Below are 15,836 nucleotides of genomic sequence, written 5' to 3' on the forward strand. Positions count from 1 at the left end.
GTTCACGCCAACAACTCCATGTGCCGCCGGGGCTGGTTTTTCATGGCATTTCAGGCTATAACAGGCACCCTTCAGACGAACTGCCGGACAAACAGCCAGGCACACATCAGCCAACAATAAAAATACTTCAGATTTCAAGGTCGAGAACTCATGCTCAAAATACGCACCTACAATCAGATATCCGACAAGGGGATAAGCCGTTTCTCCACTACCCGTTATCAGGTAGATGCCACACAGAATCAGGCAGACGCAGTGCTGCTGAGAAGCCACAAACTGTCCGCCGACGAACTGGAAGACAGCATTAAAGCGGTAGCCCGGGCCGGCGCTGGCGTCAATAACGTCCCGGTTGCCCAGTGCACCGAGCGCGGTATCGTGGTTTTTAACACCCCAGGCGCAAATGCCAACGCGGTCAAGGAGCTGGTATTGACCGGCATGCTGTTGGCTTCACGCGGTATATTACCGGGCATGCAGTTCATCAGCACACTGGCAGGCATGCAGGACAATGGCGAACTGTCGAAGCTGATGGAAACGGAGAAAAAGCGTTTTGCCGGCAATGAACTCGCCGGACGCACCCTGGGCATCATTGGCCTCGGCGCCATCGGTTCCATGGTTGCTGGCATGGCGATTGATCTGGGTATGACGGTACTTGGATACGATCCGGCGCTGTCAGTCGATGCCGCCTGGCGATTGCCCAACCAGGTCCACAAAATCGAGAACCTGAGCGCTCTGGTTGCCAATTCCGATTATGTCACCCTGCATCTGCCAGTATTGGACAGCACTCGCGGCCTGGTGAACGCTGACCTTGTAGCCAGTATGAAGCCGGGCCTTTGCCTGCTGAATTTCGCACGCGATGAAATTGTTGATACTGCTGCCGTTGTTGCCGGTCTGAACAGCGGCCAGCTTCGTACTTACGTCAGCGACTTCCCGCGCTACGAACTGATCGGCCGTGATGATGTCATCCTGATGCCGCATATTGGTGCCAGCACGGCCGAGGCAGAAGAAAATTGTGCCGTGATGGCCGCCGAGCAGCTGAAGGATTTTCTGGAGAATGGTAATATCCGCAACTCGGTGAATTTCCCGTTGTTAAGTCTCGAGCGGGTCTCCGGCGCCGAATCGGGGACGCGTCTGGCCGTCACCAATAAAAATGTGCCCGGCATGCTGGGCAAAATTCTGTCCTTACTGGCAGATCAGAATATCAATGTGGTCGACATGATTAACAAAAGCCGGGGTGAAATTGCCTATAACCTGATCGACCTGGCAAGTCCGCCTTCGGAAGCCGCTGTCAGTGCGATCGCGGCGACCGACGATGTGATCAAAGTGACTGTTTTATAAATCAATCCGTGTTAATTTTTTCAGGCAGGAACAACGCTATGAATCGTGTGTACAACTTCGGGGCCGGCCCGGCCATGTTGCCAACCAGCGTCATGGAACAAGCCAGAGATGAAATGCTGAACTGGCAGGGCATAGGGGTCTCGGTTGTTGAGATCAGTCACCGCAGTAAAGAATTTGAGGTACTGCTCACCGAAACAGATGAGCTGATGCGGGAGCTGGCTGGTCTGCCGGAAGATTTCGAGATTCTTTATATGCATGGCAGCGCGCAGATGCAGTTTGCCGCCGTTCCGCTGAACCTGCTGGACCTTAATCCCGCTCACAAGGCCGCCTACCTGGAGACCGGAAATTTTGCCCAACTGGCGCGTAAAGAGGCGTCACGTTTCGGTAACATCTCTATCGCCGCCAGCAGCGAAGAGACTGGCTTTGACCGAATCCCGGCATTTGACCCGGCATCACTGGATCCGGATACTTCCTATGTCCATCTGACCAGCAATAACACGATATTCGGTACTCGCTGGCACCAATTCCCGGATACCGGCAAGATCCCGCTGGTGGCAGACATGACATCGGAATTGATGTCCCGCAAACTCAACTTTGAGCAGTTCGGACTCATTTTTGCCGGTCTGCAAAAGAACCTCGGGCCATCAGGCATGGCAACCGTACTGGTGCGCAAGGAATTGCTGGGGCACGCCATGTCACAAACGCCGGCTCTGCTGAACTATGTGACGTATCAAAAAAACCACTCCATGCCCAACACCATTAATACCTTTGCCATCTACATCATGAACCTGATGCTGAAATGGTTGCGCGATCAGGGTGGTGTTGCGGCTATCGAACAACTGAATGCCAAAAAGGCCGGTTTGCTCTACGACATCATCGATAACAATGATTTCTACATTGGCTCAGCCCACAAAGACCACCGCTCACACATGAACGTGACCTTTAACCTGGCCGATAGCACGCTGGACAAGAAGTTTCTTGACGAAGCACTGGTCCGGGGCCTGTATGCTCTGAAAGGTCACCGCCTGGTAGGCGGCATCCGTGCGTCGATCTACAATGCCATGCCCATGGAAGGCTGTCAGGAGCTGGCGGATTTCATGAAGGACTTTGCCAAGCAGAACGGATGAGTCGCTATCGGCCGCCCGCCCCACCCAAGTCCAATTACCTGACCGCAGAAGGCGAAAGTCGACTGCGGCAGGAGTTGGAACAGCTCTGGCGTATCGAACGACCGGAGGTCACCCGCCAGGTCAGCGACGCGGCCGCACTTGGTGATCGCAGTGAAAACGCAGAGTACATCTACGGTAAAAAACGGCTGCGTGAAATCGACCGTCGGGTGCGTTATCTGCGCAATCGCCTGGAGAGTGCTACCGTTGTAAAATCGCTTCCGGCCGACACCAGCAAGGTGTATTTCGGGGCCTGGGTGACAGTGGAAAACGAAGACGGATCGGAGCAGACCTTTCGCATCGTTGGTCCAGACGAGGTCGGGGATGGTCCCGGTTATATCAGTATGGATGCTCCCCTGGGAAAAGCGCTGCTGGGTAAAACTGTCGATGATGAAATCAGCATCAACTCGCCCTCCGGTCGCATTCGTTACTGGCTGCTCAGCGTCAAATACAGGCTCTGATCATGATTAACATCGCCGTCATGGGATTTCCACAGGCACTGGCATCGAGCATGTCCATTCCGATGGAAATGATCAGCGCGGCCGATACCATTGACCGGCTGCATCATCGCAGACGCAAGAGTCAGCTGCAAATAAGGCTTGTCTCCGAATGCCACCCTGCCTTGCAGGTCATGGGAGGCCTGGCGCTGGTCACCGACCCGCTGCCCGAACACGACCCGATGACGCTGGTCTTCATACCGGCCTTGTGGGGTAACCCGCGCGCAGCAGTCCGTAAACATCCTGATTCAATTCGCTGGATCAGACAACAATACCAGCAGGGAGCCATGTTATGCAGTGTGGGCACGGGCAGCTATTTTCTGGCCGAAGCCGGTTTGCTGGACAATCGACAAGCGACAACGCACTGGCGATTTTTTGATGATTTCGCCAGGCACTATCCAGGCGTCGGGCTACAGCGCAAACGATTCATCACCCATCAGGATCGGCTCTACTGCACCGGCAGTGTTAACGCGGTGCGAGATGTGCTGCTGCATTTTGTCGAACGACTCTTTGACGCAGATACCGCCGATGAGGTGGCACATCACTTCACTCACGAGATCAAACGCTCTTACGAATCCCTGCTACTGGCAACCGATCACAAAGACAGCCATCACGATGAAGTCATTATTAAAATTCAGGAATGGCTGCACGCAAATTTCGAGCGGACGGTTAATCTGGGTGAGCTGGCACACCAATTCAATATGAATCCACGCACCTTCAATCGTCGCTTCCGTCAGGCGACCAATCAGTCTCCGATGCAGTACCTGCAAACGATCCGGGTTAATCAGGCCAGGGAGTTACTCAAACACAGCAACCTGAGCATTGCCGAAACGGCCTATGCAGTCGGTTATCAGGATGTCAGTCATTTCACTGGCCTGTTCCGGAAACTGCAGGGCGTGACGCCCAGAGCATATCGCCAGTTGGTGCGCACCAAACAATTCAACGTTAATCAGGATACCTGATCAGCGCGGCGTCTGGTACTGCGCTTTCCATTGTTCGTAAGGCATACCGTAGACATACTCCCGCGCCTGATCGTAGTCTACTTGCAGGCCGCGCTCTTCGGCCGCGGCGGCATACCACTTGGCCAGGCAATTGCGGCAAAATCCGGCCAGCTCCATCAAATCGATGTTTTGCACCTGCTTGTTAGCATCCAGATGCTGTAACAGCCGCCGAAAGGCGGCTGCTTCCAGCTCCAGTTGCTGCTGTGCGTCCGGGGACGTCTCAGCCATTGTTTATTACTCCTGTTCGTCAATATCATCCATGCCGTCATCCACCGCATCGGGATTCTTGTGCATGGCTTCTTTGCGGTGTTTCTTGTCAACAGATTTTAATTGCCGTTCTGCCGCATTAAAGGCATCACGGATGGCAACATAGAGGTCTTCGTGGGCATGGTTGTCATGCTGGTCCTGAGTCACCATGACAGGCTTGTTCGGAGTATGCAGCTCCAGGGCGACTGAATACACTTTGCCCTTGTGATGGTTGTTGTGCGGGGAGTCCAGTACTACCCGGCCACCCAGAATGTCACTGCTGAAGCGGCGCAACTTCTCAATGCGCTTGTTTACCGCGTCAATAATGGCATCGGACTGGTCAAGGTTGTGAAATACAATTTGAAAATCGTTGGACATTATCCCTTTTCTCCTGTTCGAGGGTGTGACTAAAAGCTGTCTGCCAGGGTGGCAACAGCCAATGCATAATTATTAGCACAGTTGTAACGCAATATGGCGCGGAAATTGGGGTAAGTCAGAAAGGCAGGTCCGGCATCGCCATCCGGCAATACAATGGACCCGGGAATATCAGACTGCGGCAAGTCCGCGCCATCGTGCTGACGAACGCCAATCATCTGCCATTGATCAACTGGCTGTTGAATAGTATGACGACGCAGCACACTGCATGAATAACTCACCTCTCCCTGACTCCATTGATCTGCCCGTTGCTGATAATCCTGCGGCAAAGTGACCTGACGTCCCCAGCGTTGACCGGGTTGCCAGCCGGCGTCCCTGAGATAGTTGGCAATTGAGGCAAACACATCCGCCTCCGTGGTCCAGATATCACGCCGTCCATCCCCGTCGTAATCAACGGCATGGTTGAGAAAACTGCTGGGCATGAACTGACTCTGACCCATGGCGCCCGCCCAGGAACCCTTCATATTGGCGTGATCGATATGACCTTCCTGCAGAATATCCAGAGCAGAAAACAACTCTCTGCGAAAGTAATCCGCCCGGCGCGGATCGTAGGCCAGTGTCACCAGCGCCCTGATCACATCCGTGCCGCCGGTAAAGTTACCGTAGTTGGTTTCGATACCCCAGATTGCCACGATAAAACGCGCTGGCACACCGTATTCCCGCGCGATCTCTTCAAGCAGTGGTCGGTGCTGGGCCAACCGGGTTCGACCCGTCTGAATGCGCCAGTCGGTTACCCGCTTTTCCAGGTACTGGGCCAGCGTTTCAACGAATTCGGCCTGATTGCGGTCATTACTGACAACCTGCGGGATGGGTGTGACATTGACCAGCGCCTGCTCGATGATGGTATCGGAAATACCGCGCTCACGAGCCTCGTCTATCAGCGCCTGACGCCATTGGCGAAAATCGGCATCGTCAGTTTCTGTCGACTGCGCGGCAGCAAAACTGACCACCATGCCGAGCAACAAGGACACTACAAATCTGTAGTTGGTTTTTCTCATCAGACAGCAACTCCTTTACTGATGTTCAGACTATCGCTAAGCCTCTCATTTGTCCAAATTATGTCAAGCATGAAAACACCAATGCCAAGGCTCATAGTTGATAATACCTGAACTCCCTTTGGGATATGACAACAAAAAACCAAAATCCTTCGCATGTTTTGACAACCAGCGGAAAGCTTGCGTCTGATCAAATTCTTCCTCAAGTGGTGGGCAACCCGGTGTGCCAATATCAATGGCCCTGCCGCTATGATGCTCGGAGAAACCGGGCGCCGCATTCACAGTCAGCACATCCTCCATCGATCGCCCTGATGCGACTTTGCGCGCCAGCACTTCCGCCTGATAGTCGATACTGCGGTAAGCCGATACCAGATGCAGTTCCACACTGTCTTGCGCAGCCGCCTGCCGCATCTGCTGCCAGCTCCGCAGTGCCTGAGGTTCCAGCAGCGCAGGACGACCGAACACATCAGGGCCAGCGGCTGCCAACTCCTCCGGTTCCGGGCAAAATGGCAGGCCGCAGATATCGATATATTCGTCGGGAATCTGCAGACGTCGGTGAATGACCCGCAAATCTTCAATTGTCTTAATAGCCATATTTAATGTCTTTAATGCCACAATATTTGCAAGCCTGTTTAGCTATATTAGGCAGTAAGTCGGCAGGATTTCAACGGAGAGTTTTCATGACAGCGTTACCCGTGATCATTGGATTTGGCGGCATCAACCCGGCGGGCCGCAGCTCCCTGCATCATGGTTACCGGCGACTGGTGCTGGACCAGATCCCCGCGGAAGATGCTCAGCAGACGCGCGCCAGCCTGGCCGCGTTGATGGGTCTGTTGCACTGGCGCAATGGACAGTGGTTCGACTCGCAGCAACAGGCGGTTGAACTGAACAGCTACCTGTCCGGCATAGATCTGCATTTGCGCGACAGCACGCTGATCCGCAAGCTTGAGTCCAATCTGTTTGACCCGGAGCGCCTGCTCTATCACAAAAAGTCTACCATGCAAGCCAGCGCTGAACGGCCAATCAGCTTCCGCATGCGCCGTCAGCACCTGCCGGACAACATTCCCATGGGCTGGCTGCTCAGTGATGCCGGCGACGGTATGGTTGATGTAGAGATCCCCTCATCACTTGACGTGCTGACCGAAAACTATCGCAAAGCGGCGGTCAATTCTGCCGGACAGTTGCCAAGCGGCTTTGATCCTAAAGCACTGTATGCCTCCCGCAATCATCCCCGAGGTCTGCAAATGACCGTCTTCGGGGCCAGCGATGCCATACAGTCTCTGGGTATCGACTGGCAGACCGTGCTGTCTCACGTGCCCGCCGATCAGATCAGTGTCTATGCTGGCAGCAGCATGAGCCAGATGGACTACGAAGGCAATGGTGGTCTGCTGCAGGCGCGCCTGCTGGGTAAAAAAGTCAGCTCCAAGCAACTGGCGCTTGGATTCGCAGAAATGCCTGCAGACTTTATCAACGCGTATGTACTGGGCAATCTGGGCACAACCGGCACCAATGCAGCTGCCTGCGCCACCTTTCTTTACAACCTTAAACAAGGTATCCGCGACATACGTAGCGGAACTCAGCGACTGGTGATCGTTGGCACCTCTGAAGCACCTCTGACACCCGAAATCATGGACGGCTACCACACCATGGGAGCATTGGCAGACGACGCTGCCCTGCTCGCTCTGGATGCACACCTTGGCGCCACTCAAGCCGATCACCGACGCGCCTGTCGTCCGTTCGGCAACAATGCCGGTTTCACACTGGGTGAGTCAGCACAATTTGTTATTCTTTGCGACGATAGCCTGGCGGTGGAGCTGGGTGCTCATATTTACGGATCGGTAAACGACGTCTTTGTGAATGCCGATGGCTACAAAAAATCGATTTCCAGCCCGGGCGCCGGTAACTACATCACCATGGCCAAAGCCATGGCCGCCACGGCTGCCGTGATTGGCGAGCAGGGACTGCAGCATCGCAGCTACGTACAGGCACATGGCACTGGCACGCCTCAGAATCGTACTACAGAGTCACACATACTGGATTCTCTGGCTGCGACCTGGGGCATCAAAGACTGGCCCGTGACGGCTCTCAAGGCCCATCTGGGTCATTCCCTGGCATCAGCCTCTGCAGATCAGTTGATTGCCAGCCTGGGCGTCTGGCACTATGGCATCATACCCGGCATCACCACCATTGATGAGATTGCCGAGGATGTTCACCATAATCACCTTGATTTTGTACTGAAGCATCAACAAATTGATAAAGACACCATGGACGCCGCCCTGATTAACGCCAAAGGTTTCGGTGGTAACAATGCAACTGCCTCGGTCCTCTCGCCAGCACAGACAATGCGAATGCTGACGCGTCGCCATGGACTCAAAAAAATTCAAAACTGGAAGTCCAAAAACGAATCTGTCTGCGAACTCACGCAGACTTATGATCAAGCGGCCATTCGCAGTTCAGCAGCGGCCACCTATCGATTCGGAGAAAATGTACTGAGCGGTCATGAATTGACTATTGACCGACGGCAGATAAAGATACCCGGGTTCAGCAAACCTATATCACTGGCCGACACATCACCGTATAAAGACATGCTGTAGCATTATCGCGGCAGCGGCGAAGAGGCCGGATCGCGCGTAGAACGTTCACCGCGCGGAGGCTCGGGAGGACGGCGATCAGACATAAATCGCATGATACGGCGTCGCTGCTCTGGTTCGACACTGGCCATCAGCGACACCATCTGCTGGTGGGACTGCTGCTGATAGCGAAGATTTGCCTCGCGCAATCGCGCAAAAGCCGCCAGAGCTGCCTCTTCGTCCAGCGGCTCCTGCTGCAACTGACGGTTCACCTCCTGCTGAGCCTGAAACATCTCTACGCGCAAAGGTCTCAGGCTGTCACCAAGCGCCTGCAGCCGGGGCCTTATTGCCTGGCGGTCTGCCGCGCCCAGATCACGAACCATCCACGACATTTCCGGTACTACCGGGGGCGACTGGCGTGTCAGCATGTGAGTAATCACCGCACCCAATAAAAAAAGATTGACGCCCAGCGATACCAGCAACACCAGAGTTCTGATATTTCTGCCTGACACTGTCACAATATATCCTCCGACAGATCTCCCAGCGCCAGCAAGTGCAGTTCCTGTTCCACACTCAGGCGATTGGCGTCCGACAGCACAGAATCATAGGAGCTGCCAGCTGCAATACCACCAGCGAAAACAACGGATCCAAGCAACGCTACCCTGAACCAAGGCAGTGTCGCAGACGTTGACGGAGGTAACAACCATGCCAATACCCTGTCCAACGCGGACGGGTGCCTGGCAGGCAGCGACATCCGCAAAAGTCGCGACTCCAGTGCGTCAAAATCAGGTGGCTCCATGACATCCAGCCAGCGATCCAGTTGCACTTGCCCGTGAACAGCCTGCTGCAATGCGGGGTTCGCCGCCAATAGTGCCAACGCATCATCACGCTCAGCTGCCGGCCAGCGCTGCGAATCTGCCCCATAAGCCGCAACCAGTGAGAGTAAACGATCCTCATTAACGCTCATAGATGAGCACCTCCCGCGTTTTCTGTATCGATCAGCAGGGACTTTAATTGTCGTCTGGCCCGCGCCAGCAATGACTCAAGCGCACCAACTGATATATCGAGAATGATGGCCACATCACGATTTGACAGGCCCTGAAAATGCGTCAGAACCAGTGCACTGCGCTGTCGCTCTGGTAAGGTCGCAATTGCTGCGTGCAGGCGGTCACTCATGGCACCTTGATCAAATGCCTCTTCATGGCCTGCTGCGTTCGACTCATCGTCCAGCTGATCGTCATTCTGACCAGTCAGCAACCGGTTTTTGCGAATCAGATCGATGCACAGATTATGCGTAATACGATGCAGCCATGTTGTGAGGGATGCTCTGGCAGGATCCCAGCGCTCCGCCTGTGTCCACAAGCGAAGCATGGTTTCCTGCGTCACGTCCTCAGCCTCAGCCTCATTGCCCAGCATCCTGTATGCATAGTTTGCCAACGATCTGGCAAAGCGCATGACGGCCAGCGAAAAGGCTTCACGATCTCCACCAGTAATGGCCGCCATCAACTGCTCGTCGGTCACTGATTTTGTGGTGACCCCTGATTGTGATTGTGGTCTTGAGACTGTCCCTGCGAGCGATTTTGTTGCCCCTGCATCTGCTCGCGCATACGCTGGCGTTGCTCAGGTGTCATATTCTGCATACGCTCACGCATCTGTTCACGCTGCTGTGGGTCCATATTCTGCATTCGCTCACGCATCTGCTCGCGTTGCTGCGGATCCATACCCTGCATGCGTTCACGTCTCTGTTCTCTTTGCTGGGCGCTCATTTCACCGCCACGACCGGCCCCCTGTCCACCCTGGCGCGGGCGCTCACGATTGCCTCGCTGCATTTCGCTGGCCGACAGCAGACCATTGCCGTCGGTATCCAGCATCTGAAATCGTCGCTCAATCGCCTCCTGTCGGGTAATCGCACCGTCCCCATCAACATCCTGTCGATCAAAGGCCGCCAGAGGCGCCGCATTAAATTCTTCAATAGTCAGATTACCATCCTTGTTGGTATCAAGCTCATTGAATCTTTCCTGCTGACGTTCGGCCCGATTATCGGCACGCTGTTCAGCGTTCTGTTCCTGCGCGGCAAGGCCAAGCGTTGACAGCATCATCAGAGGAATGATGGCTATACGGCGGATCGCTGCTGGTTTTAACATCAAAGGTCTCCCGGGTTAATTTCAGTTGTCAGTCATTATACGTTCTTGATTAGAAAATCCGTCGCCCCTCTGGAAAATAGACTTGCCACACCCGATCCACTACACTCAGATGCACCACAAAGAGGCATATAAAAAATGCTGCCAGCACAACATGACAATCGGGCCTCGCGCACAGTTGCAATTCTCATGGCAGCCGGACTGACTGCCGGTGTTCAGACTGTTTACGCCCAGTCCGACAGCGTCGCTACATCATTCAACGGCTATGCAACACTGGGGGCAGCGTGGTCTGACAACCGCGAGGCAGACTACCTGGCTAATGCGCTGAACCGCGAGGGTCCCGGGCGCAGCCGGGTCTGGGATCCCGGCCTGGACACTCGCCTGGGGTTTCAGGTATCGGCAAATCTGACTAACCGATTAAGCGGCGTCGTTCAGGTGGTTGTTGAACGCCAGTTCGACGGTGACTTCAAACCGGAACTCGAGTGGGCCAACCTGAGTTATCAACTGTCATCCGATGTCAGCTTGCGCGTCGGGCGCAGCTTACTGGACACCTTTCTCGTTTCGGATTACCGCAAGGTCAGTTATGCCCTTCCCTGGCTCAGACCGCCCACCGAACTTTATAAACTGGTATCCATCAGCAACAGCGACGGCCTGGATGCCACTTTCCAGCGAAGAATGGGCAACTCGTTACTGACGCTGTCTGCACATTACGGACGAAACTCCATGGATGAGCTGGATGGCTATCTTAAGGCCCCCAATCTTTGGGGGCTGTTCCCGAGACTGGAGCTGGGTGATCTGACCATCAAGGGCAGCTACACCTCCTATAAACTTGTATACAGCGAGGTTGATGAACTGTGGAAGGCGTTCCAGGCCTTCGGCGCGGTGGGTGACGAGGTAGTCAATCGCTACCGACCCAGCAAACGTCGTTCGGTATTTACCGCTCTGGCATTCAATTATGACCCGGGCGAGTGGTTTCTGATGGGCGAATGGGGACGAAGCAATATGCACTCGGACTTCGGATCACGCAGTGGCTGGTATCTGTCAGCAGGCCAGAGACTTGGTCAGTGGAGCCCCTACCTCACCTTCGCCAGGGCGCAGGGCGGTCACAACGCGGTAAATGGTCTGGATCCGGCGTCTCTGCCTGCCGGCGTGCGGGAAACAGCACAGGCATTAAACGGCATCCTGCTCAGCACGCAGGACAGCCTGGCGCCGCGGCAACAAACCATATCCGTGGGCTCTCGCTGGGATTTTGCGCCCGGATTCAGCGCCAAGTTACAGCTGGATTTTGTCAGACCGGCTGACGATTCCAGCGGCACATTCATCAACCTGAAAAATCCTCGTGATCCGGGACGCACTCGATTATTGAGCGCTACCGTTGATATGGTGTTTTGAGATGAGGCCTGTTCATTTGCTTATCACGGCGTTTCTGCTTTTGCAGTGTAGCCAGACCAACGCGCAGAGCAATTCGCCCGTTGTGGTGGTGGTTGCAGACGCCAGCGCCGTGACCTCATTAAGCCTTCAGCAGGTGCAGGACATATTTTTGGGTTACTCACAGTTTTTTCCGGATGGCAGTCCGGTCATCGCAGTAGATCAACCTGAGAACAGCGAAAGCTATATTGAATTTTATGCCAGCGCTCTGGACATGACACCGGCTCAGGTCCGCAGCCATTGGGCACGTATGACATTTACAGGCAGGGCGCGACCGCTCCGCAGCGTGACAAATGATGCCGCGCTTATTGAACTGTTGCAGCAGGACGTCCGCATTATTGGCTATCTGGCCCGCAGGGCCGTCAACCAGCATATCAAGGTCGTTTTCGAGCCATGACAGAGCGACTGCAAAGCAAAACATTTTTACAGAAACTGACTGAACCGCAAATTCTTTTTCCCGGCTTGACGGTGATTCTGATACTGATCATCTGGACTGCAACTCTGCAGAATATCGATAGCCGCAGACAAGCCAGAGCGATACTGGCACAGGATAGCGCCCGGGATATGGCACAAACTTACCAGGCACAGCTCCTGCGTGCGCTGCGCGAAATAGAACTGACGCTGGCACTGCTTGACTACCAGGCTGACATTCTGGATCCCGGTACTGCATTGTCAATACTGGCTGATAGCCAATTGTTGCCGCCAGAGTTGTTTTTCCGGGTTAATGTTTATGATCAGACAGGACGTCAACTGGCAGGATATCCGCCAAACGATCTGCCGCTGCCAGAAGAACTGGCCATTAACAATCTGTCTATTGAGCCCGGTTCGCAGATTCATGTCAGCCAGCCATTCGCGCACAATGACAACCGAACCTGGGTAAGCTTTGCCACTGCCCATTTCATGGCTACTGACAACACCATGCATATTCTCACTGTCAGTGCCGATGCTGAGTATTTTGTCAGCTCGTATGAATACAGTCAGCTGGGCGACAGCGGGCTGCTGGCCATTATTGGCCCTAATGGCAATATCATCGCCAGACGATCCGGAGACAACATCAGCTTTGGTGGCTCGGTGCTCACCGATGATGTGCCGGCTGCCTTGCTTGCTGGCGGGGCAGAACTGGTGGAATACGCCCACTCCACAGACAACATTAACCGCTATTACACCACGCAGGATCTGTTTGGTTATCCGCTGACTCTGGTGACCGGTGTAGCAGTGGAAGAGCAGATGAACGAGTTCTATGTTTTCAGGCACCAGTCATTGCTGCAAAGTGCCATAAGTACACTGGCCCTGTTGCTGGTGATGGGCATTCTGGGGCGCACCAGTCTGCAATTACAGCGCAGCCGCATGCGACTGATGGCCGAGCAGATAGCCCATTCCCAGCACGTTGAACACCTGGCGTTTCACGACAGCCTGACCGGCTTGCCCAATCGCAGCCTGTTTTCCCGCCTGCTCAATCAGAGCATCCGGGAAGCCAAACGAGACCAGCAGCAACTGACCGTGATGTTTCTGGATCTTGATAAGTTCAAACTCATCAACGATACACTGGGGCATGATGCAGGAGATGTCCTGCTGCAGGAAGTGGCGCGCCGGGTTAGCGCCACATTGCGCAACAGTGATGTTGTGGCCCGGCTGGGTGGCGACGAGTTCATTATCTTGCTGCGAAACACCAGCGAGGCATCTGACATCACCGATATCTCGGAAAAATTGATGCAGGCAGTGTGTGAACCCTACTCGCTGAACGGTGAGCAGACTGTGATCACAGTCAGCATTGGCGCCAGTGTCTACCCCGATGACGGGCTGGATGAACAGACACTTACCAAACACGCTGACATGGCCATGTACCAGGCCAAACAGGAAGGCCGCAACCAGATCAGACTGTTTGCAGAGCTGCCAGCGGACCTCAGACAAGCTGAGCCCCGCTGACACAAACCCGGATTTCTACTTGACTTCTACCGGCTGCGCCTGCGCAATTCTGGCCTGCCATTCAGCGGGTCCGGTTCGATGCACGGAAGTGCCATTTACATCCACGGCAACAGTCACCGGCATATCTTCAACCACAAACTCATGAATGGCCTCCATACCCAGATCTTCGAATGCCACCACTTTGGCATCACGAATAGCCTTGGAAACCAGATAGGCCGCCCCACCCACAGCCATGAGATACACTGCCTTGTGCTTTTTAATGGCATCGATGGCCACCTGCCCGCGCTCAGCCTTGCCGATCATGCCAAGCAGTCCGGTTTTGTCCAGCACAGTTTCCGTGAACTTGTCCATCCGAGTTGCCGTGGTCGGACCCGCCGGCCCGATGACCTCATCGCGGACCGCATCAACCGGACCCACGTAGTAGATAAAGCGGCCTTTCAGATCCACGCCATCCGGCAGCGATTCACCACGCTCGAACATTTCCACCAGGCGCTTGTGGGCGGCATCACGCCCAGTCAGCATTTTGCCTGACAACAGCAGGGTCTCACCTGGCTGCCAGCTGGCGACTTCTTCCGGCGTGACCGTATCCAGATTGACGCGCCGCGCGGTGGGACCTGCATCCCAGGTAATCTGCGGCCAGTCTTCAAGCTTTGGCGGCGTCAGGTGCGCAGGACCGGAGCCATCCAGCACAAAATGCGCATGGCGGGTGGCAGCACAGTTGGGGATCATCGCCACGGGCAACGAGGCCGCGTGAGTGGGATAGTCCTTGATCTTGATATCCAGCACCGTGGTCAAACCACCCAGACCCTGCGCACCGATACCCAGGGCATTGACCTTGTCCATGATCTCCAGGCGCAGCTCTTCCACACGATTCTGAGGTCCGCGGGCCCGCAGTTCATGGATATCGACCGGATCCATGAGCGATTCTTTGGCCAGAACTGCCGCTTTTTCTGCGGTTCCGCCAATGCCGATGCCCAGCATACCCGGCGGGCACCAGCCAGCGCCCATGGTAGGCACCGTCTTCACCACCCAATCGACAATGCTGTCACTGGGGTTGAGCATAACCATTTTGGCTTTGTTTTCAGAGCCGCCGCCCTTGGCCGCCACCGTAATATCGACTGTGTCGCCCTCCACGACCTCCATGTGGATAACAGCGGGTGTGTTGTCGCGCGTGTTTTTTCTTGCACCAGCCGGATCGGCCAGAATCGACGCGCGCAAAACATTATCGGGATTCAGGTAGGCTCGACGCACACCCTCGTTGATCATGTCGGCCACACTCATGCTGGCATCCCACTGCACGTTCATGCCAATTTTGATGAACACCGTCACAATACCGGTGTCCTGGCAGATCGGACGCTTACCCTCTGCACAAAGGCGGGAATTGATCAGAATCTGCGCCATCGCATCCTTGGCCGCCTGGGATTCTTCCCGTTCATAAGCGTCGTTGACCGCCTTGATGAAATCGAGGGGGTGGTAATAAGAGATATATTGCAGCGCATCGGCTACACTCTGGATCACGTCGTCTTGCTTGATTACAGTCATGAAAAAATCCTGTTTTATCGGGACTACCCGCTAACCGCCTACCAATTTATATTCTTAGAAAGGACCAGATTTTACCACAACCGTCTGCACGACTTACGAGCGCAACTGACAACTTTTAAATGTAATCAGGAAAACAGCTGAATACTCAGCTATAACCCTAATGACTCCTCTGGAAAGAGAGCTCAATAATCAATTTTCAACAATATGTGAAGTAATTGAGTATTTCATGAGAGAGCTTGCGCAATCTGAAGTAATAAATGCCAATGGTGGAAGATTTTGGGGTCCATTAACTATTGGATACACCGTATTTACCATGGTACGTGATTTTGATCAGACCCTTGATTGGGCAAACTCAGCGTGGGGCAGCTACAGTGAGGCGATTAATAGCCAGGGAAATTCAATGTTAGGCCTGCAGGATTTTGTCGACGGCCATCCGTATTACCGACAAGGTTCCTGATCTTTTCTATCACTCAGTATGGAGGCACAGGCTTGTGAGAAGGCTTTCACTCATTCATGTTCTGCTTTTTGTATTGCTTGTGCCTTCATCGATCAATTTAATT

Annotated in this window: 18 protein-coding genes; 9 read left to right on the top strand and 9 right to left on the bottom strand. The window is 54.4% G+C overall.

All coding sequences use genetic code 11. From position 1 onward, the window contains the following. The first annotated feature begins 150 nt into the window (after positions 1-150). Genes PS2015_RS10935 through PS2015_RS10950 form a run of 4 tightly spaced genes read left to right on the top strand, consistent with a single transcriptional unit; the run spans position 151 to position 3,954 of the window. Entirely contained in the window at positions 151-1,332 is a 1,182-nt protein-coding gene (locus tag PS2015_RS10935) for a phosphoglycerate dehydrogenase (protein ID WP_058022277.1), read from the top strand. Between the two features lie 38 nt (positions 1,333-1,370). Beyond that, the gene (serC, locus tag PS2015_RS10940; RefSeq protein WP_058022278.1) at positions 1,371-2,459 is read left to right on the top strand and encodes a 3-phosphoserine/phosphohydroxythreonine transaminase; all 1,089 of its coding nucleotides are present in this window, start codon (positions 1,371-1,373) and stop codon (positions 2,457-2,459) included. After that, on the top strand, positions 2,456-2,956 hold the full coding sequence (gene greB / locus PS2015_RS10945) for a transcription elongation factor GreB (protein ID WP_058022279.1): 501 nt from the start codon (positions 2,456-2,458) through the stop codon (positions 2,954-2,956). Before serC ends, greB begins: the two co-directional genes overlap by 4 nt. Before the next feature lie 2 nt (positions 2,957-2,958). Beyond that, entirely contained in the window at positions 2,959-3,954 is a 996-nt protein-coding gene (locus tag PS2015_RS10950) for a GlxA family transcriptional regulator (RefSeq protein ID WP_058022280.1), read from the top strand. Here the strand turns inward: PS2015_RS10950 and PS2015_RS10955 are convergent, their stop codons facing one another. The 4 genes from PS2015_RS10955 to PS2015_RS10970 form a co-directional block, all read right to left on the bottom strand. Next, on the bottom strand, positions 3,955-4,221 hold the full coding sequence (locus PS2015_RS10955; RefSeq protein WP_058022281.1) for a DUF1244 domain-containing protein: 267 nt from the start codon (positions 4,219-4,221) through the stop codon (positions 3,955-3,957). It lies immediately after the preceding gene. Positions 4,222-4,227: 6 nt separating this feature from the next. Further along, positions 4,228-4,617, bottom strand: a complete 390-nt coding sequence (locus tag PS2015_RS10960) for an HPF/RaiA family ribosome-associated protein (RefSeq protein ID WP_058022282.1) — start codon at positions 4,615-4,617, stop codon at positions 4,228-4,230. A gap of 29 nt (positions 4,618-4,646) precedes the next feature. Further along, the gene (locus tag PS2015_RS10965) at positions 4,647-5,672 is read right to left on the bottom strand and encodes a lytic murein transglycosylase (protein WP_058022283.1); all 1,026 of its coding nucleotides are present in this window, start codon (positions 5,670-5,672) and stop codon (positions 4,647-4,649) included. A 63-nt stretch (positions 5,673-5,735) separates the two neighbouring features. Continuing rightward, positions 5,736-6,263 carry a M15 family metallopeptidase gene (locus PS2015_RS10970; RefSeq protein WP_058022284.1) on the bottom strand — a complete coding sequence of 176 codons (528 nt, stop codon included), beginning with the start codon at positions 6,261-6,263 and terminating at the stop codon, positions 5,736-5,738. A gap of 86 nt (positions 6,264-6,349) precedes the next feature. Here PS2015_RS10970 and PS2015_RS10975 point away from each other — a divergent pair, with 86 nt between their 5' ends. After that, entirely contained in the window at positions 6,350-8,263 is a 1,914-nt protein-coding gene (locus tag PS2015_RS10975; protein ID WP_058022285.1) for a beta-ketoacyl synthase, read from the top strand. 2 nt (positions 8,264-8,265) lie between these two features. On the opposite strand, the gene PS2015_RS10980 is transcribed toward PS2015_RS10975, so the two are convergent. The 4 genes from PS2015_RS10980 to PS2015_RS10995 are packed head-to-tail and all read right to left on the bottom strand — an operon-like array spanning position 8,266 to position 10,383. After that, positions 8,266-8,751: a periplasmic heavy metal sensor gene (locus PS2015_RS10980; RefSeq protein ID WP_169792305.1), complete on the bottom strand. Its 486-nt coding sequence runs from the start codon at positions 8,749-8,751 to the stop codon at positions 8,266-8,268. A 2-nt stretch (positions 8,752-8,753) separates the two neighbouring features. Then, on the bottom strand, positions 8,754-9,206 hold the full coding sequence (locus PS2015_RS10985) for a hypothetical protein (RefSeq protein ID WP_058022287.1): 453 nt from the start codon (positions 9,204-9,206) through the stop codon (positions 8,754-8,756). Beyond that, positions 9,203-9,760, bottom strand: coding sequence for a sigma-70 family RNA polymerase sigma factor (locus tag PS2015_RS10990; RefSeq protein ID WP_237113314.1), 558 nt, complete (start codon positions 9,758-9,760; stop codon positions 9,203-9,205). Before PS2015_RS10990 ends, PS2015_RS10985 begins: the two co-directional genes overlap by 4 nt. After that, positions 9,757-10,383 carry a hypothetical protein gene (locus PS2015_RS10995; protein ID WP_058022288.1) on the bottom strand — a complete coding sequence of 209 codons (627 nt, stop codon included), beginning with the start codon at positions 10,381-10,383 and terminating at the stop codon, positions 9,757-9,759. The genes PS2015_RS10990 and PS2015_RS10995 overlap by 4 nt, the downstream gene beginning before the upstream one ends. A gap of 135 nt (positions 10,384-10,518) precedes the next feature. On the opposite strand from PS2015_RS10995, the gene PS2015_RS11000 reads away from it, so the two are divergent. Genes PS2015_RS11000 through PS2015_RS11010 form a run of 3 tightly spaced genes read left to right on the top strand, consistent with a single transcriptional unit; the run spans position 10,519 to position 13,734 of the window. Continuing rightward, complete coding sequence (locus PS2015_RS11000; protein ID WP_058022289.1) at positions 10,519-11,772, top strand: hypothetical protein; 1,254 nt, start codon at positions 10,519-10,521, stop codon at positions 11,770-11,772. 1 nt (position 11,773) lies between these two features. After that, a complete protein-coding gene (locus PS2015_RS11005; RefSeq protein ID WP_058022290.1) occupies positions 11,774-12,205 on the top strand; it encodes a hypothetical protein in 432 nt (143 codons plus the stop codon). After that, the gene (locus PS2015_RS11010; RefSeq protein ID WP_058022291.1) at positions 12,202-13,734 is read left to right on the top strand and encodes a diguanylate cyclase domain-containing protein; all 1,533 of its coding nucleotides are present in this window, start codon (positions 12,202-12,204) and stop codon (positions 13,732-13,734) included. The genes PS2015_RS11005 and PS2015_RS11010 overlap by 4 nt, the downstream gene beginning before the upstream one ends. Positions 13,735-13,749: 15 nt before the next feature. Here PS2015_RS11010 and PS2015_RS11015 read toward each other — a convergent pair whose 3' ends face one another. After that, complete coding sequence (locus PS2015_RS11015; protein WP_058022292.1) at positions 13,750-15,276, bottom strand: fumarate hydratase; 1,527 nt, start codon at positions 15,274-15,276, stop codon at positions 13,750-13,752. Positions 15,277-15,436: 160 nt separating this feature from the next. Between PS2015_RS11015 and PS2015_RS11020 the strand changes: the two genes are divergently transcribed. Then, positions 15,437-15,733, top strand: a complete 297-nt coding sequence (locus PS2015_RS11020) for a hypothetical protein (protein ID WP_058022293.1) — start codon at positions 15,437-15,439, stop codon at positions 15,731-15,733. Positions 15,734-15,836: the final 103 nt, after the last annotated feature.

This window comes from Pseudohongiella spirulinae (assembly GCF_001444425.1).
GTDB classification, from domain to species: Bacteria; Pseudomonadota; Gammaproteobacteria; order Pseudomonadales; family Pseudohongiellaceae; genus Pseudohongiella; species Pseudohongiella spirulinae.